12 protein-coding genes are annotated in these 17,063 nt (G+C 71.9%); 5 read left to right on the forward strand and 7 right to left on the reverse strand.

All coding sequences use genetic code 11. The features are described 5' to 3' along the window. Positions 1 to 321: 321 nt before the first annotated feature. Positions 322 to 894, reverse strand: a complete 573-nt coding sequence (locus ACZ3II_RS32575; protein WP_465522514.1) for an HdeD family acid-resistance protein — start codon at positions 892 to 894, stop codon at positions 322 to 324. 257 nt (positions 895 to 1,151) lie between these two features. Beyond that, positions 1,152 to 3,779, reverse strand: a complete 2,628-nt coding sequence (locus ACZ3II_RS32580; protein ID WP_465522516.1) for a winged helix-turn-helix domain-containing protein — start codon at positions 3,777 to 3,779, stop codon at positions 1,152 to 1,154. 369 nt (positions 3,780 to 4,148) lie between these two features. Between ACZ3II_RS32580 and ACZ3II_RS32585 the strand changes: the two genes are divergently transcribed. After that, the gene (locus ACZ3II_RS32585) at positions 4,149 to 4,601 is read left to right on the forward strand and encodes a DUF7144 family membrane protein (protein ID WP_465522518.1); all 453 of its coding nucleotides are present in this window, start codon (positions 4,149 to 4,151) and stop codon (positions 4,599 to 4,601) included. Between the two features lie 3 nt (positions 4,602 to 4,604). On the opposite strand, the gene ACZ3II_RS32590 is transcribed toward ACZ3II_RS32585, so the two are convergent. From ACZ3II_RS32590 to ACZ3II_RS32605, 4 genes are all read right to left on the reverse strand, one after another. Further along, positions 4,605 to 7,223, reverse strand: a complete 2,619-nt coding sequence (locus ACZ3II_RS32590; protein WP_465522520.1) for a winged helix-turn-helix domain-containing protein — start codon at positions 7,221 to 7,223, stop codon at positions 4,605 to 4,607. A 116-nt stretch (positions 7,224 to 7,339) separates the two neighbouring features. After that, on the reverse strand, positions 7,340 to 8,809 hold the full coding sequence (locus ACZ3II_RS32595; RefSeq protein WP_465522523.1) for an alpha-amylase: 1,470 nt from the start codon (positions 8,807 to 8,809) through the stop codon (positions 7,340 to 7,342). Then, on the reverse strand, positions 8,806 to 11,457 hold the full coding sequence (locus ACZ3II_RS32600) for an MGH1-like glycoside hydrolase domain-containing protein (protein ID WP_465522525.1): 2,652 nt from the start codon (positions 11,455 to 11,457) through the stop codon (positions 8,806 to 8,808). The genes ACZ3II_RS32595 and ACZ3II_RS32600 overlap by 4 nt, the downstream gene beginning before the upstream one ends. Positions 11,458 to 11,572: 115 nt before the next feature. Further along, the gene (locus tag ACZ3II_RS32605) at positions 11,573 to 12,067 is read right to left on the reverse strand and encodes a DUF1269 domain-containing protein (RefSeq protein ID WP_465522527.1); all 495 of its coding nucleotides are present in this window, start codon (positions 12,065 to 12,067) and stop codon (positions 11,573 to 11,575) included. A gap of 245 nt (positions 12,068 to 12,312) precedes the next feature. Here ACZ3II_RS32605 and ACZ3II_RS32610 point away from each other — a divergent pair, with 245 nt between their 5' ends. Genes ACZ3II_RS32610 through ACZ3II_RS32625 form a run of 4 tightly spaced genes read left to right on the forward strand, consistent with a single transcriptional unit; the run spans position 12,313 to position 15,700 of the window. Next, positions 12,313 to 12,759, forward strand: coding sequence for a DUF7144 family membrane protein (locus tag ACZ3II_RS32610; protein ID WP_465522529.1), 447 nt, complete (start codon positions 12,313 to 12,315; stop codon positions 12,757 to 12,759). After that, positions 12,743 to 13,861 (forward strand): AI-2E family transporter, encoded by a 1,119-nt coding sequence (locus ACZ3II_RS32615; protein ID WP_465522531.1) that lies wholly within the window; start codon positions 12,743 to 12,745, stop codon positions 13,859 to 13,861. Before ACZ3II_RS32610 ends, ACZ3II_RS32615 begins: the two co-directional genes overlap by 17 nt. A gap of 5 nt (positions 13,862 to 13,866) precedes the next feature. Continuing rightward, positions 13,867 to 14,364 (forward strand): DUF1269 domain-containing protein, encoded by a 498-nt coding sequence (locus ACZ3II_RS32620; RefSeq protein WP_465522533.1) that lies wholly within the window; start codon positions 13,867 to 13,869, stop codon positions 14,362 to 14,364. Continuing rightward, a complete protein-coding gene (locus ACZ3II_RS32625) occupies positions 14,345 to 15,700 on the forward strand; it encodes a DUF2252 domain-containing protein (RefSeq protein ID WP_465522535.1) in 1,356 nt (451 codons plus the stop codon). The genes ACZ3II_RS32620 and ACZ3II_RS32625 overlap by 20 nt, the downstream gene beginning before the upstream one ends. On the opposite strand, the gene ACZ3II_RS32630 is transcribed toward ACZ3II_RS32625, so the two are convergent. After that, positions 15,690 to 17,054, reverse strand: coding sequence for a hypothetical protein (locus ACZ3II_RS32630; RefSeq protein WP_465522537.1), 1,365 nt, complete (start codon positions 17,052 to 17,054; stop codon positions 15,690 to 15,692). The two genes, ACZ3II_RS32625 and ACZ3II_RS32630, sit on opposite strands and share 11 nt — an antisense overlap. Positions 17,055 to 17,063: the final 9 nt, after the last annotated feature.

Consider the following 17,063-nt stretch of genomic DNA (forward strand, 5'->3'; position numbering starts at 1 on the left):
CTCCCGGCACCCCGGGCCGGGACCGTGGTCCTCACCGTCCTGGCCGACCTGGCGCTGGCCGTCGCGCTGCCCCGGATCCTGCTCGGGCCGGTGGTGCCGTGGCCGACGCTGCTGATGACCGGCGGGCTGTTCGCGGTGGCGATGATCGGGGTACGGGCGGCCGGCGCGATCTATCTACCGCGGGCTCTGCAGTCCAGCGCCGACCGGTACGGGACGATCGGGCTGGCGTTCACCTACATCGGCTGGCTCTACGTGCTGTCGTTCTGCCTGCTCCTGACCGCGATCCTGGGCGGCGTCCTGACCACGGGGACGCCGGAGGGCTCAGCCCTGGTCGCGGCGGATCACGAAGGCCAGGATCAGCTCGGCCAGGCCGACGACGATGCTGCCGGCGCCGGTCATGACAATCAGGGTGCCGAGCGACAGGGCCGGCGTGACGACGAAGACCACCCCGGCCAGGATCGAGACCGCGCCCACGATCATCAGCGCGGCCCGTGACCGACCGCGTGCCGCCACCGCGGCCAGCACCAGGGCCAGCCCGCTGAGGATCCAGCTGGTCGCGAAGACCAGCGCCAGCACCGCCAGGCCGGTGACCAGGTTGCGCAGGCAGAGCAGGCCGGCGATCAGGACGACGATGCCGACGATGCCGGAGAGCACGCTGCGCCCGACACTCGCGCCGGTGGGCAGGAACGCCGCGACGATCCGGGCCAGGCCACCGAACAGCAGCCAGATGCCGGTGAGCGCGGCCATGATCCGCAGCGAGATGTCCGGCCAGATCAGGACGGCGAGTCCGAGCGCCACCGCGAACAGGCCGGTGACCAGCAGCGTCCACCACGGGAACGGCTGCCTGCGGAATTCGGTGGCCACATCGGGCCACGGCTGTGCGACGTCGGTCATGGCCCCAGGCTGCGCGAACACCCTCACGCCGGGCATCACCCCACGCGAGTGAAGCAGGCGTGTTGATTTGCGCCGCTATACGCGCCGCAAATCAACACACCGGCAAGCGTGTGAAGCTGCGCCGCCAGGCGCACCCCAAACCAACACACCAGCAGGCGTGTGAAGCTGCGCCGCCAGGCGCACCCCAAAACAACACACCAGCAAGCGTGTGGAGTTGCGGGGCGCGTAGCGCCGCGACTCCACACGCTCGGAAGGGGTCAGATCAGGCCGGACTGACGGGCCAGGACGACGGCCTCGCGGCGGCGGGCCGCGCCGAGCTTGCGGTAGATGGAGCGCATGTGCGCCTTGACGGTGTTCACCGAGATGCCGAGGTTCTCGGCGATCTCGGCGGCGGTCAGGACGGTCGGCAGGTACTGCAGGACGTCGACCTCGCGTTCGCTGAGCGGCCCGGACGGCGGCACCGCCGACACCACCGGGATCTCGCCGGTGATCTCGGCGAGCACCCCCTCGCCGGCGTGCCCGCGCAGTTCGGTGAGCCACTGCTGGCGTTCGGCGAGGACCAGCACCCGCTGGGGGTCGAACCGGTGGAACGGCCGGCGGATCCGCTCCGGCTCGGCCGCGGCCAGGGCCCGGGCCAGCGCGTCGCTCGCCACCGAACTGCGGCCCTGGGCGTCGGCGGTGAGCGCGGTGAGGATCCACGCGCCGACGGCGGAGAGGCGGTCGGCGCCGTCGCGGATCCGGGCCAGCAGCACCTCGGCGGTGCCCAGGTCACCGGTGGCCAGGTGGGCGCGGGCCAGGCAGACCTGTTCGGCGGCCGACAGCGGGGAGCGCCCGGCGTACCGGGTCAGGACCGCGTGCGGGTCGCCCATGGCCAGCCGGATCTCGGCGGCGGCCAGGTCCATCAGCCGTTCCAGCTGCGCGGCGATCATCGGCGGCCCGGCTTCGGCGCGCAGCTGGCTGAGCAGGGTCCGGGCACTGGACACCTCGCCCCGGTCCAGTGTCAGCCGGACCCGGACCAGCCCGGACATCACCGACTGGGTCGCCTCGGGCGCCTCCCCGAAGGTGTGCAGCGCCCGCCGCAGCGCCTCCTCGGCCTCCGGCTCCCGGCCCCGCTCCGACTCGATCAGGGCCTCGGTCAGGTAGGCCGGTCCGATCGCGACCCGGTCCTCGGCGTCGATGCGGCGGGCGATGCCGCGGGCGGTCGCCACGTGCTCGGCGGCCTCCCGCAGCGAGCCCTGGAGATAGGCGAGCTGGCTGAGCTGTGCGTACGAGTTGATCTCGAAGTACGGGATCTCCGCGGTCCGGGCGGCGGTGGCGGCGGCCCACAGGTAGCGGTCGGCGTGGTCGAACCGGCCGCTCCAGAGCATCGACGTGCCCTTCTGGTTCAGCGTCATCGCCCGGTACTGCAGCAGCGCCGGCGACTGGTCCCAGGTCATCCCGGCCAGCTCGGTGAGCAGGTCGGTGGCGGCCTGGTGCAGGTGCGGCATGTCGCCCTGCCAGCGGATCACGGCGGCACTCTCCAGAATGCTCAGCGCCGCGCCGATCTCCGACCGGGCGGCGTCCCCGCGGTCGGTGGCCATGGCACGGGCGGCGGCGACCCGGCGTGGGACGGCGGCGACATCGCCCCGGGCGTACGTCAGCATCACCCCGCACACCGCCAGCTCGGCGGTCCCCGGCAGCATTTCGGGCGGGATCCGCCGGAGCTGCTCGATGAACTGCACCCGGTCGGCGGTGGCGACCAGTGACAGCCCGCGCCGGACCACGAACCGGGCCATCAGCTCCCAATCCTCGGCGGCGGCGGCGTGGGTGATCGCGGCCAGGGCGTTGCCGTCGTGCTCGTGCCAGTGCGCGGCGGCCAGGTGTAACCGGCGCGGCGCCTCCGGCCAGCGCAGCGCGGCCCGGCGGCGCAGCGCGGACCGGAAAAGGGGGTGGTAGCGGTACCAGCGGGTGTTCCCGGACCGTTGCACGAACAGGTTCGCCCGGATCAGGTTCTCCAGCATCCGGGCGCTGTCACGCCCTCCGGTGATGGCGTCGGCGAGGTCGGCGCAGATCCGGTCCGGAATGCTGGTGCGCAGCAGGAAACGCCGCACCTCGTCGTCCTGGCCGGGGAACACCTCCCGGATCAGGTACTCCTCGACGGCCTCGTCGGCGGCGGCCGGGTCGCCGGCGTCGGCGGCCATCCGCAGGCCGGCGGCCCAGCCCTCGGTCCGGCGCACCAGCGTGGCGAGCGACTCCGGGGACCGGCCCCGGCCGCGCCCGGCGAGCAGCGCGCCGGCCTCCTCGACCCGGAACGCTAGGTCGCCGGCCCCGATCGTGGTGAGGTCGCCGCCGGCTCGCAGCCGGTGCAGAGGCAGCGCGAGTTCCTGCCGGGTGATCAGCACGAACCGCATCCGGTCGGCGAGGCCGCCGAGCATGCCGCCGAGGCCGTTGAGGACTCGCGGATCGGTGATCTCGTGCAGATCGTCGAGTACCACCACGACCGGAGTGGTCAAGGCGGCGACGGCCGCGCCGAACTCGTGGTGAAAGGACGGCTCGTCACCGTGGCGAAGCCCGGCGTCCGGGAACGACCGGCCGGACGGGACGGCCCCGGCGGCGCGCAGCGCCAGGATCAGATCGGCCCAGAAGACGATCGGCTCGTTGTGCTGTCTACCGGCGGTGAGCCAGGCGACCGGCCCCGCCATCGCCCGCGCGGTGGCCCATGAGGCGGCCAGCACGGTCTTGCCCCAGCCCGGCCCGGCACAGACCAGGGTGGCGGCCCGCTGCACTCCCGTGTCCAGGGTGTCGGCCAGCCGTGCCCGCCAGATCAGCCCGGCCGGCAGCCGGGGCGGTCCGATGTGCTCGGCTCGTATCGGTATGGCCGCCCGGCCGGTGACGCGTTCTCGCATATCCATTCCGTCCCCCAAGAACCCCCGGCGGGCACGCCGGATCGCACCGCTTCGCGTGCGGTGACCACGACCCGATGCCCGCTCGTGCGCTGAACTCGAAATGAAACGACCGCCCCCAGCCGTCCCGGCCACGGAAACACAGCCGGTGCGCAGGCGGCAACGTCCGGTATTCGCACGCTTCGGGGAAGAAGGGTGTTCTCCCAGCGTGCAACTTGCATGTTTCACATCAACTCTCATCCGCCCCGCGCGAGGCGCTTCCCACCCCTCGAGCGGCACGCTGGCTTTCACCCGGCTGGTTCTCAGGGCTGTCTCGGCCGCTCTGAGACAGCCCTGAGAACCAGCCGGACAACACGACGAAGGAGGACCTCGATGACGATCGATCACCCCGCCGTGCCCGTCCACCGGGACCCGCCCGGCACGGCCGACATGCCCGGCGGCGCCGGCCTGGCGGTGTTCGGCGGGATCATGCTGCTGTGCCTGGGCACCGCCCAGCTCGTGGAGGGCATCACCGCGCTGGCCCGGGACCAGGCGTACATGGTCACCGGGGACGGCACGCTCTTCGAGCTGAACGCGACCACGTGGGGCTGGACCCACCTGATCCTCGGGGTGATCAGCCTGGCGGCCGGCGCCGGCGTGCTGGCCGGCAGGCTGTGGGCCCGGATCATCGCGGTCGTGTTCACCGCGGGCGCCGCGCTGGTCAGCTTCCTGCTCCTGGCCAACGCGCCGTTCTGGTTCGGCATCCTGCTCTGCGGCCAGGTCCTGGTCATCTATGGGCTGTGCGCCCACGGCGGCGAGCTTCGCCGCCACCGTCGTCACGCCTGATTCTCAGATCAGGCGCATCGCCCGCGCCCGGCGCACCGCTTCGTTGCGCCGGGACGCGGACAGTTTGCGCAGGATGCTGCGGACATGGGTCTTCACCGTGTTGACCGAGACGTACATCGAAGCGGCGATCTCCTCGGTCGGCAGCATCTCGGCCATCCCCCGCAGCACGTCCAGTTCGCGTCTGCTGAGCGCCTCGACCACCACCGGCTCGGTGACCGCGGCGCCGGCCGCCGGGGCGCCCAGGTTGCGGTACTGCTCGGTGAGCGCGCTGTCGTCGCGCAACAGCCGCCGCAGCTCGCTCCACACCTGGTGCACCGGCCGCCGGTAGGACTCCGGGGCGGCCACCCGCAGCGCCCGCCGCAACGCCTCCCGAGCGCCGGCCGCGTCGTTCTTGCCGGCCGCCAGCATCGCCAGGAGCAGCCACGCGTCCAGGGCCACCGGCACGGTCACCCCGGCGGCGTCGGCCACGGTGCGGGCCGTCTCGTACGCCGCCGCGGCGTCGCCCCGGGCCAGCAGCAGCGCCGCCCGGGTCACCGACACGTCCGGGCCGGCCGTTTCGGCGTACCCCACCAGAAGCTCCGCGGCGTCAGCCGGGCGCCCCGCCGCGATCAGCAGGCGGGCCCGGCTCAACCGGATCTCCCGGCTCAGCCAGCGCGGCGCCGCGTCGCCGTGCTCGGCGGCCGCGGCCAGCACCGTGCCGGCCTGCCGCAACTCGCCGCGGGTCTGCAGCCGCCGGGACCGGACCAGGGCGAACGCCGCCGGCGCCAGGCCGGTGGCGGCAGGCCCGCACCGCGGCTGGGCGGTCCGCAGGTGCCGGTCGGCGGCCTCGATGTCGTAACGCTCCAACGCCACCCAGGCCAGCGCCACCTCGGCGCCCACCGGCCAGCGTTCCTTGTCCAGCCCGCACTGGCCGGCCAGGTCGCCGGCCTGCCGGGCGGCTGCCTCGGCCCGGCCGAGCCTGCCGCGGTACGCCTCCAGCAGCGCCAGATGCTCCAGGCAGGTGATCCGCACCTTCTCGGTGCCGGGCGGCGCGATCGCCGCCGCCTCGGTGAGCACCGCGACCGCCTCGTCGACCGCGCCGCCGGTGCTGCGGGCCGTGCCCTCGGCGGCCAGCAGCAGCATCCGCAGCTCGGGATGGCGGGCCAGCCGCCTCTCCGGCGCCACGGACAGGAAGGTGTGCGCGACCGGCGCCAGATGGGCCACCTGCTCGGGCTCGGCGCCGTGGGCGAGCAGCAGCAGCCGCATCAGGAAGCAGGCCACGGTCAGCCCGTCGCCGCAATTGCTGCCGCGGATGCTGAGCAGTTTGCCGGCGTAGGTGAACTGCTCGGCGGCCCGCCGGTGGTCGCCGTCGCCGTACGCCACGGCGGCCCGGATCATCACCGCCTCGGGCGCCTCCAGGTGCTCGGGCATCCGGTGGAACAGCGCGCCGAGCCGCCCCGATCCCCCTTCGAGGATGAGGTTGCCGACGGCGTAGTCCTCGATCACCATGCCGGCCGCGCCGGCCCAGTCGCCGGCCTCGACCGCGTGCCCGACCGCCTCGACCAGGTGCCCGCGGGCGGCCAGCCACATCGCGGCCCGCTGGTGCAGCAGGGCCACCTCGTCCGGTTCGCTCCAGGCCAGCTGGGCGCGCAGCAGCTCGGCGAAGAGCCGGTGGTAGCGGTACATGGTGCTGCCCGCGCCGACCGGCTGGATGAACGCGTTCTCGCGGGTCAGTTCGGCCAGCATGCGCGGCGCGCCGGGCCGGGCGGTGACCGCGGCGGCCAGCTCCGGGGTGAAGGTGTCCAGCACGCTGGTCTCCAGCAGGAACCGCCGGGTCTCCGGCGGCTGCTGGCGCAGCACCTCGCCGACGAAGTACTCGGCGATCGTGGACTCGTCCCCGGAGATCGTGCCGACCAGCCGTTTGGCGTCCACATCGCCCTGCAGCACGCAGGCGCAGAGCCGGATCCCGGCCGCCCAGCCCTCGGTGTGCTCGACCAGCATGGCCACCTCGGGGTCGGCCAGCTCGACCCCGTGCAGGCGCATCAGCCGGGCCACCTCGGCCGGGGTGAACGCCAGGTCCGCGGTGCGCAGCTCGTTGAGGTCGCCGGCGAGCCGGTACCGGTAGAGCGGCAGCGGCGGGTCCCACCGGCCGGTGAGCACCACCCGTAGCCGGTCCACGTGGCTGATCAGGAACTCCAGACCGGACGCCCAGTCCCGGCCGGGCAGCTGGGAGGCGCCGTCGAGGATCAGGACGACCGGGGTGGGGTGCTCCTCGACCGCCGCCGCGAGACGGCTGAGGACGGCCCGGCTGACCACACCGCCGGTGATCGGGGGAACGTCCACCCCGGCCCGGCGCAGCCCTTCGGCCACATAACTCCAGAAGGTCGGAACCTGCTCGTCACCATGTTCGAGGGTGATCCAGGCGACCGGCCAGTCCACCGCCCGGCTCCGTGCCCAGGAGGCCAGCAGCTGCGTCTTGCCGCTGCCGGCCACACCGGTGACCAGGGTGACCGGGGCTTGCACACCCGCGGTCACCCGGTCCAGCAGAGCCGGTCGGGCCACCATGAACGGTGGGGCCGCCGGAATCGCGAACTTGGAGGTGAGCAGCGAACCGTCCGTATCAATGATCGTCTCCGTGGACACGTCGGTTACCCCCAGGATGTCGCCCCGTTTTCGATCTCCTCGTTCAGAGTCGCCGGGCCGCCTGAGCCGCGCATCGTCCGGATCGGATAATCCCGTGACAGCGAGTACTTCTTCTCCTAACGCACGGTGATGAGATGCTGTCCCCATGCAGGTAGATCGATGAACAGGCCGCTGCCGGCCAGCTCGTCACCGTCCCGCTCGAAGTCCTGCCCGCTCAACTGATCGGCCAGTTGCCAGGTCCGGCCGGCCAGCCCGGGCCACGGCAGTTCGATCATCGCCTGGGCCGGCCGGGCACTGAAATTGATCACGACGATGTGGTGCGGTGTCTCGTCGTGCCAGGCCCAGGCCAGCACCTCCCGGTGGGTCTGGTTGTCCGGCCAGCCCCGGGTGTCGAGCTGCCGCCACCGCCCCTCGCGGACCGGCGCGGCCACGGCGAGCAGCCGGCGGTGGAAGGCGGCCAGGTCCGGGTCGGCGGGCTCGTCCGGGAACCGTGCCAGGAAGACCGGCAACCGGGTACGCCGCCCCTCGAACTGCCCGTCGTGCCAGAGCACGGCTCCCGGCAGCGTGGCGATCGCCACTGCCGCGGCCCGGCCCCGCCCGCCCGGCAGGGTCGCCGCCGCCCGCGGTTCGTCGTGGTTCTCCAGGAACCGGATCAGGCCGTCCTGGTAGTCCCGATCGGCGGCCAGGTGCTTGCGCACCGACTCGGCGTCCTCGTGCGCCAGCCGGTCGTACAGCCGCTTGTCGTAGCAGAAGTCGAAGCCCTGCCGTTGCAGCGTCCACTCCATGTCCCAGTACGCCTCGGCGATCAGCACCAGGTCCGGGTGCCGCCGGTGCACCCGCTCGATCACCGCCGGCCAGAACTCCTGCTCCGGGGCCGCGCCGACGTGCCCGCCCCAGGTCCGGGCGAACACCTCGTTGATGAGCAGCATCGCCATGTCGCAGCGGATCCCGTCGCACTGGTCGCCGATGTCGCCGAGCACCGTCGCGGTCGCCTCCCGCAGCCCGGGGTCGAACGCGTTGAGCTGGGCCACGTCCGGCCACGGCGGGAAGTACGGGTCCCTGCCGTTGGCCAGCACCCGCCCGGCCGCGGTGAACCAGCCCGCCGGGTCGGCCGCCTGATCCGCCGCGCTGCCCTGGACGAACCACTCGGGATGCTCGACCGTCGCCGGATGGTCCGGGGCCACGTGGTTGGGCACGTAGTCGAGCACCAGCCGGACCCCGCGCGCCCGCAGCTCGGCCCGTGCCCGGGCCAGCCCCTCCGGGCCGCCGAGCCTGGCGTCCACCCGGTACCGGCGCACGCAGTACGGCGAACCGACCACGTCGGCCTCGGTCAGGTCGGGCAGCGCCTCCCGGAACGATCGTTGCAGCCCGTCGTTCGCGTGCGCCACGGCCAGGCCGGCCGGGCTGCGCTCCCAGACGCCCATCAGCCAGACCGCGTCCACCCCGGGCACGGCCACCTCGTCCCACACCTCGCCGGGCACGTCGCCGAGGGTCACGTCCCGGCCGTACCGGCGGCTCAGGCGGGTCAGCCAGGGCCAGGTGAAGATCTCGTACACCGCCGGCGCCGCCGGCCAGCCGCTGCTCATCGCTCCTCCTCCGGCACCACTGCCGTCTGCAGGACACCGGCCATGCCCTTGTCCAGCAGGTCGACGCCGGCCAGCCCGGCGAAGACGTTCGGAAAGACGGCGACCAGGCCGGTCCAGCCGGTCTGGTGGGCGGCGCCCAGGCCGGCTCCGTTGTCGCCGTGGAAGTACTCGTTGAAGGTGATCAGGTCACGCCAGTGCGCACTGGCATAGATGTCCATGCCGCCGTGCACCGGGCGCCTGCCGTCCGGACCGGGCAGGAAGATGCCGGTGAGCCGCCCGGAGATCTCCCGGGCCACCTCGAACAGCGTCATCTTGACCCCGGAGCCGGTCGGGCACTCCACGGTGAAGTCGTCGCCGTACCCGACGTACAGATTCATCAGGGCCCGGATCACCAGGACGTTGGCGGGGAACCAGATCGGGCCGCGCCAGTTGGAGTTGCCGCCGAACATGCCGCTGTCCGACTCGGCCGGCTGATAGGTGACGGAGTATGTCCGGTCGGCGACACGGAACTCGAACGGGTGGTCCCGGTGATGCCGGGAGAGGGACCGGATGCCGTACGGGCTCAGGAACTCGTCCTCGTCGAGCAGCCGGGTGAGGATGCGCCGCAACCGGCTCTCGTCGAACAGCGCCAGCAGGTGCTGGCCGTGCCGGCCGAGCGGGCGGCCCCGGGACAGCACCGAGCTGACGCTGGGATGCCGGTTCACGAAGTCCTGCACGCCCTCGATGAGCTGCGGGTACCGGGACGTGACGAGGGATTCGTACACCGTCGTCGCCGCCAGCGGCAGCAGGCCGACCAGCGACCGCACCCGCAGCCGTTCCGCGCTGCCGTCCGGCAGCCGCAGCAGGTCGTAGAAGAACCCGTCCTCCTCGTCCCACATCGCCGCGCTGCCGGTCTCGTGGCCGACCGCCACCGCGATCCAGGCGAAGTGCTCGAAGTACGCCTGCGCCTGTTCCAGGTACACCTCGTCGCGCTGGGACAGCTCCAGGGCGATCTGCAGCATGCTCTGGCAGTACAGCGCCATCCACGCGGTGCCGTCGGCCTGGTCCAGGTAGCCGCCGGTGGGCAGCGGCGCGCTGCGGTCGAAGACGCCGATGTTGTCCAGCCCGAGGAATCCGCCCTGGAAGACGTTGTTGCCGTCGTGGTCCTTGCGGTTGACCCACCAGGTGAAGTTCTTCGACAGCTTGTGGAAGATCGCCTCCAGCCAGGCGTGGTCGCCCGTGCCGCCGCGGCGTGCCTTGTCCAGCTCGTAGACCAGGTAGGTGGCCCAGGCGTGCACCGGCGGGTTGACGTCGCTGAAGTTCCACTCGTACGCCGGGATCTGCCCGCTCGGGTGCAGGTAGCGGCGGCTGAGCAGCAGGTCCAGCTGGTGCTTGGCGAACTGCTGGTCGACCACGGCGAGCGGGATGGTCTGGAAGGCCAGATCCCAGGCAGCGAACCAGGGGTACTCCCACTTGTCCGGCATGGAGATCACGTCGTTGCAGATCATGTGGAACCAGTCGCCGTTACGGATCCCCTTGGCGGCCAGCGGATCCAGGCCGTGCCCGGTGAGCCAGCGTTCCACGTCGTAGCCGAAGTACTGCTTGCTCCACAGCATGCCGGCCAGCGCCTGCCGGACCACCTGCCGCTCGTCGTCGCCGAGGCTCGGGTCGAGCATGCCGGCGTAGAACTCGTCGGCCTCGGCCCGCCGCAGATCGACCACCTCGTCGAACTCGGCCTCCGAGGAGGGGGCGGGCTGCTCGGACAGCCGGAACCGGACCGTGGCCGACCCGCCGGCCGGCACCTCGAGGGTGACGTCGGCGGCCACCTTGGTGCCGGTGCGGTCCGGGTTCACCGCTCCGGTGTCGCCGTGCACCACGTACCGGTGGAAGGCGTCCTTGCCGGGGTCCTCGTTCTCGGTGAACAGCAGCGGGAACCCGCCGAGCACGGTGAACCAGCGGGTGCCGAGCCTGTGGTGGACCGCCTCGACGTGCTCGTCCGCGGCCCGCAGCGCCGGCTTCGGCTCCGGCCGGTCCCACGACCAGGTGTTGCGGAACCACAGCGTCGGCAGGACCCGCAGGCTCGCCGCCTCCGGGCCGCGGTTGTGCACGGTGATCCGGCCCAGGATGTCCTCCGGGCCGGCCTTGGCGTACTCGACGACCACGTCGAAGTACCGGTCCTCGGCGAAGACGCCGGTGTCGAGCAGCTCGTACTCGAAGTCCCGGCGGTCGCGGTTGCGGTTGGTGACGATCAGGTCCTCGTACGGGTATGCCGCGTGCGGGTACTTGTAGACCATCCGCTGGTAGGAGTGGGTCGGCGTGGCGTCGACGTAGAACCAGTACTCCTTGACGTCCTCACCGTGGTTGCCCTCGGCGTTGGTCAGCCCGAAGAACCGCTCCTTCAGGATCGGGTCGTTGCCGTTCCACAGCGCCACGGCCAGGCAGAGCGCCTGCTCGTCGTCGCTGAACCCGGCGATGCCGTCCTCACCCCACCGGTACGGCCGGGACCGCGCGGCGTCGTGACTGAGATAGGCCCAGGCGTCGCCGCCCGGGCTGTAGTCCTCGCGGACCGTGCCCCACTGCCGCTCGCTGAGGTACGGTCCCCACTTGCGCCATGGAACCGCGGAGGTGTCCGCGTCGTGGAGGCGCCGCTGTTCACTGTTGGTGGCCATGCCCTCAGGCTCGTCCCGGGTTCCCGCCGCTACGTCCCCCGGCGCGGATGAATGGCCGTGAACGCCAAGACGCCGCCCGGGGCATGCCGGGCGGCGTCTGGGTGAAGGGTGATCGTTACCGCTGCTCACCGCCGTGCAGGGCCTCCTGCAGCTCGGCCTCGGTCTCCTTCGGCAGCGAGGACTTGAGCACCGTGCCGCCGTACTTGCTCAGCGCCTCGACGGCCTTGTCCGGCGTGACCGCCTCGACGACCAGGAACAGGGCCGACGTGCCGGGCTGCAGCTCGTCCCGGATCCGCTGCTGGAACTCCTTGTTGATGGCGCCCTTGGCGAGCTTGCCGGTGAGGGCGCCGAGGCCCGCGCCGACCGCCATGCCGAGGATCGGGACGAAGAACAGCATCCCGAAGAGCAGACCCCAGAACATGCCCCACGTCGTGCCGCCACCGACCGCGTGGTGGTTGGTGGTGACGTGGAACTTGCCCTCACGGTCGCGGATGATCACCGCGATCGCGTCCGGCTGGATGATCAGGTCCTTGGCCAGCCGGCCGGCCTCCAGCGACGCCGCTGTCGCTGTGGTCTCGTCCGGGTAACCGATGGCGACCAGTGTTGCCATGTCGAACTCCTTCCGTGCCTCATCACGTCCCGATCAGTCAGCCATGGGCCGGTGCCGGCGGCCTCATCCCTGTGGGAGGAAGTCCGGCGCCCGGGACGCGGCGACTCTGGGAGGCGACGGAAGGAGAGGGCGCCGTCGGGTGTGGAGCTGGTCTGCGTTTCATCCGTCACGGATGGCGTGACCGTGACCGGTCCGGCGACATGATCGGCCCGTAACCACGGACCCCGTACGAGGGAGAGACAACCATGACCGACACAGAGGCGTCGCGGCAGTCGTACGACGAGCCGTACCGTCCCACCGGACGCCGGGAGCCGACCGGCTGGGTGGGGATGGTGGTCTTCGCCGGCGTCATGCTCCTGATGCTCGGCGGATTCCAGGCGATCGAGGGGATCATCGCCCTGTTCCGTGACGAGTTCTATCTGACCACCGAGGCCGGCCTGGTGGTGCCGGTGGACTTCAGCGCCTACGGCTGGACCCACCTGATCCTCGGGCTGATCGCGGTCGGCACCGGTCTCGGCATCCTGGCCGGGCAGACCTGGGCCCGCGTCGTCGGCATCATCATCGCCGTGCTGAGCGCCCTGGTGAACATGGCGTTCCTGCCGGCCTACCCGATCTGGTCCACCATCGTGATCGCCCTGGACGTCATCGTGATCTACGCGCTCTGCGCCCACGGCCGTGAGGTCAAGTACTGATCTCCGCCCGGCCGGCACCGATCGCGAGATCGGTCCGGCCGGGTTTCCGCGTGGAGTCCTGATCCTGCTCGGCTCGGCGTGCGCGGTCGTGGTGGTGGCCGGGATGCGCGGCGTCGCGGACCTCGTCGGCCCGGTCTTCCTGGCCCTGATGCTGGCCGTCACGGCCAGCCCGATCACCGGACGGCTGCGTGAGCGCGGGGCGCCGGTCTGGGTGGCCGCCACGGTCACCATCGGCACCGTCTACGCGGGACTGTTCGCTCTCGGGGCGGCGCTGGCCGTCTCGGTGTCCCGCCTGATCGACCTGCTGCCGCAGTACCAGGCCCAGTTCGCCGGCCTGCGCGACGACCTGGTCGCCACGCTCAGCGGGTTCGGCATCGACGCCGAACAGCTGCGCACCGCGGTGGCCGGGGTGGACTCCGGGTCCTTCGTACGCCTGGTGGAAGTCCTCTTCGACGGTCTCGCCGGTGCCCTGTCGAACTCGGTGTTCCTGCTCGCCGTGCTGCTGTTCATGTGCCTGGACACGGTGAGCTTCCCGGCGAAGCTGCGGGCGGCCGCCGCCGAGCGCCCGCTGGTGGTCGGGGCGCTCCACTCGTTCGCCACCGGAACCCGGCGCTATCTGCTGGTGACGACGGTGTTCGGCCTGATCGTGGCGACGTTCGACACGGTGCTGCTGTGGGCGATGGGCATCCCGCTGCCGCTGCTGTGGGGGCTGTTGTCGTTCATCACCAACTACATCCCGAACATCGGCTTCGTGATCGGGCTGATCCCGCCCGCGCTGCTCGGCCTGCTGCAGGGCGGCCCCGAGCTGATGCTGTGGGTGATCGCCGTCTACTGCGTGGTCAACTTCATCATCCAGTCGGTGATCCAGCCCAAGATCGTGGGCGACGCGGTGGGGCTGTCCGCGACCGTCTCGTTCCTGTCGCTGATCTTCTGGGGCTGGGTGCTCGGGGCGCTCGGGGCGCTGCTGGCGATCCCGCTGACGTTGCTGGCCAAGGGCCTGCTGATCGATGTCGACCCGTCGACGCGCTGGCTGAACGGCCTGCTCGGCGGAGGATCGCTCCCCGCGGATGAGGTGTCGGAGGACCCCGCCGCCGGACGATGACGGCCATGACGACCTTCACGGTATGGAAGTTCGACGAACCCGAGCGGGCGGAACGCTTCGCCCACATCCTGAAAGACGCCTCCGCCGAGGGCCTGGTGCACATCGTCGACTACGCGGTGGTCACCTGGCCGAAAGGCGCCTCCGCGCCGGAGACCCACCATGAGCACTCCAGCACCTGGCGGCACACCGGCTGGGGCGCGTTCTGGGGCATCGTGATCGGTGGCCTGTTCCTGGTCCCGGTGATCGGCGGCGCGGTCGGCGCGGGCATCGGCGCGCTGGTCAAGGCCACCGAGGGCACCGGCATCGGCCGCGAGCAGCTGGAGACCATCCGCCTGGAGGTCACCGAGGGCACCTCGGCGCTGTTCCTGGTCACCGACCACGGCAACCTGGACCGGCTGGGCGAGCGGTTCCACGGGATGCACCAGAAGCTGATCGCCACGAACCTCACCGATGAGGAGAAGGGCATGCTGATGGAGACCTTCGGTGACCACAGCGCATCCTGACCCCGCCGCACGTGTGGCGGCCGGGCGGGCGGCCCGGGAGCGGCTTCCGCTGACCGGGCACGCCGGCTTCGCCCCGGCCGCCGGCCGGCCCGACCCGGTCGCGCTGCTCACCGCTCAGGAGGCGGACCGGGTGCCGGAGCTGCTGCCGATCCGGCACCAGCGGATGGCGGCCTCCCCGCTGGCCTTCTACCGCGGCGCCGCCGTGCTGATGGCCGGCGACCTGGCCGCGGGCCCGTCCACCGGGCTGACCACCCGGCTCTGCGGGGACGCCCACCTGTTCAACTTCGGTGTGTACGCGTCCCCGGAACGCCGCCTGGTCTTCGACCTCAACGATTTCGACGAGACCTACCCCGGCCCGTTCGAGTGGGACGTCAAGCGGCTGGTCGCGAGCCTCGCCCTGGCCGGCCGGGACAACGGCTTCAAGCGCCGGCAGCGGGCCGAGGTGATCCTGGCGGCCGCCGCACGGTACCGGGCCGCCATGATCGAGTTCGCCGCGATGCGGGAGGTGGACGTCTGGTACGCCCGTGCCGACGTCGACGAGATCCGCGGGCGGCTCGGCGCCGCCCTGAGCAAACGGATCGCCAAGGCCGAAGCGAAGGCCCGCACCCGCGACAGCCTGCAGGCCTACCACCGGCTCACCGCGATGACCGTCGCCGGCCGGCGGATCGTCGCGGACCCGCCGCTGGTGGTGCCGATCGGTGACCTGCTGCCCGGGGTGGCCCGCAAGGTCCTCGAGGACCAGATCCGCGACCTGCTCGCCGGGTACCGGGAGAGTCTCGCCGACGACCGGCGGCACCTGTTCGACAAGTTCACGTTCGTCGACCTGGCCCGCAAGGTGGTCGGCGTCGGCAGCGTCGGCACCCGCTGCTGGATCGTGCTGCTGACCGGCCGTGACGACCAGGACCCGCTGCTCTTGCAGGTCAAGGAGGCCGGCCGGTCGGTGCTGGGGGACGGCACGGGCCAGGACTGGGACAGCAACGGCCGCCGGGTCGTCTCCGGCCAGCGGATCATGCAGGCGACCAGCGACATCTTCCTGGGCTGGCACACCGTGGAGGGGTTCGACGGGAAGACCCGGGACTTCTACGTGCGCCAGCTGCGCGACTGGAAGGGCTCGGCCGTCGTCGAGCAGATGGATCCGGCGGGCATGGCCGCGTACGCCAGGCTGTGCGGCTGGACCCTGGCCCGTGCCCACGCCCGCGGCGGCGACCGCCTCGCGATCGCCGCCTATCTGGGCAAGAGCGCCAAGTTCGAGCAGGCCATGGTCCCGTTCGCGGAGGCCTACGCCGACCTGACCGAGGCCGACCACGCGGCGTTCGCCGCCGTCGTCACGGGATGACCGGTTCGGCGGGCACGTCGTCGTGGTTGCGGGCGATCAGGGTCACCCCGATCTCGTACGCCGCCAGCAGCACCACGATGATCAGCAGCGACTGCCACGACGACAGGATCAGTGCCAGCACCGCCGCGACGACGAGCCCGCCCACCCGTACCGCGTCGAGGTGCCCGGCGATGAAGCCGGGCCCGCGCCGCACCGCGTACGTCCCGCCCCGCCGCGTCCACCGCCAGCCGGCGACGGTCCCGCGCCGGACGCCGCCCCGCAGCCACACCGGGATCCGTCCCGGCCCGGCCAGGTAGGCCAGCAGCGCGATCACCACGCCGATCACGATGAGCTGGACGCCCCGCTCCCGGAGCAGGCTGAACACCGTGGTCATGGCCGCGTCCACACCGTCCCGGTAGACCCCGGACGGCACCTCCCCCAGGATCTGCCGCTTGACCGCCCGCAGCAGCGCGGTGATCGCCACCGCCGCCACCACCAGCCACAGCCCGAACTGCACCGCCGTCCGGCGCCGCCCCGGCGAGATCACGAACGCGGCCAGCAGCAGCAGGATCGTCCCGGCCACGAACAGCGCCAGGTACCGTTTCGCGGCCGCCACCGCCTGCTGCGCCTCCCACAGCTGCCCCGCGTCGTACACGGTGAACTGCGCGAAGTTCGCCGGCAGGCTCACCCCGAGTTGCTCGGAGACCCGCAGCCGCAGGTTCTCCGGGATCGCGCCGCTGCTCAGGTCGGGCAGTGTGATCGTCTTGCCGAACATCGTCGGCAACTGCTCGCTCAGCTCCCGCAGCACCTGGTTGATCAGTGGCAGCAGGTCGATCTCGATCCGGTCCTCCCGTGCCGTGATCACCGTGCTGGTCCCCTCCAGCACCGCCATCACCCGCTGGTGCACCCGCCGATTCAGCTCCGCCCAGATGCCCTGGAAACGGTCGCTGCCGAGCACCCGCTCCACCGTCTTGTCGACCTGTTCGCGCAGCTGGCCGGTGATCGGCCCGACGACGAACCCGGCCTGCGGCGGCAGCACGTCCCGCAGCCGCTGCTCGACGTTCAGGACCCGGAACACCTCGGTGGTGGCGTACTCGGCGACCGCCGTGTTCACCCGCGGATCCTGCGTCAGCGGCGCGACGGTGGTCACCCACCGGTCGGTGTTCAGCGTGGTGGTCGCCGCCCACAGCCCGACGACGCTGGTGACCAGGGCGAACGCCGCCACCGCGGCCAGGATCGCGGCGAGGGTGCGCCGGATCGCGCCCCCTTTCGGCCGCCTCCGGCGCCGGGTCTCCAGCCGGCCACGCAAGGCGGCGACCTCCGCGCGCAGCCGCTCCAGCTCCTCTTCCTTCTCCGGTACGGGTGTCGTGCTCACTTCCTCCGG

It is taken from the genome of Actinoplanes sp. NPDC019969, from assembly GCF_055562375.1.

What these genes read in the sequence shown, in the direction of transcription:
- ACZ3II_RS32585 (WP_465522518.1), top strand. Translation starts at nt 4,149, where the DNA reads ATGACGATCGATCACCCCGCCGTGCCCGTCCACCGGGACCCGCCCGGC.
- ACZ3II_RS32600 (WP_465522525.1), bottom strand. Translation starts at nt 11,457, where the DNA reads ATGGCCACCAACAGTGAACAGCGGCGCCTCCACGACGCGGACACCTCC.
- ACZ3II_RS32575 (WP_465522514.1), bottom strand. Translation starts at nt 894, where the DNA reads ATGACCGACGTCGCACAGCCGTGGCCCGATGTGGCCACCGAATTCCGC.
- ACZ3II_RS32595 (WP_465522523.1), bottom strand. Translation starts at nt 8,809, where the DNA reads ATGAGCAGCGGCTGGCCGGCGGCGCCGGCGGTGTACGAGATCTTCACC.
- ACZ3II_RS32580 (WP_465522516.1), bottom strand. Translation starts at nt 3,779, where the DNA reads ATGCGAGAACGCGTCACCGGCCGGGCGGCCATACCGATACGAGCCGAG.
- ACZ3II_RS32605 (WP_465522527.1), bottom strand. Translation starts at nt 12,067, where the DNA reads ATGGCAACACTGGTCGCCATCGGTTACCCGGACGAGACCACAGCGACA.
- ACZ3II_RS32620 (WP_465522533.1), top strand. Translation starts at nt 13,867, where the DNA reads ATGACGACCTTCACGGTATGGAAGTTCGACGAACCCGAGCGGGCGGAA.
- ACZ3II_RS32610 (WP_465522529.1), top strand. Translation starts at nt 12,313, where the DNA reads ATGACCGACACAGAGGCGTCGCGGCAGTCGTACGACGAGCCGTACCGT.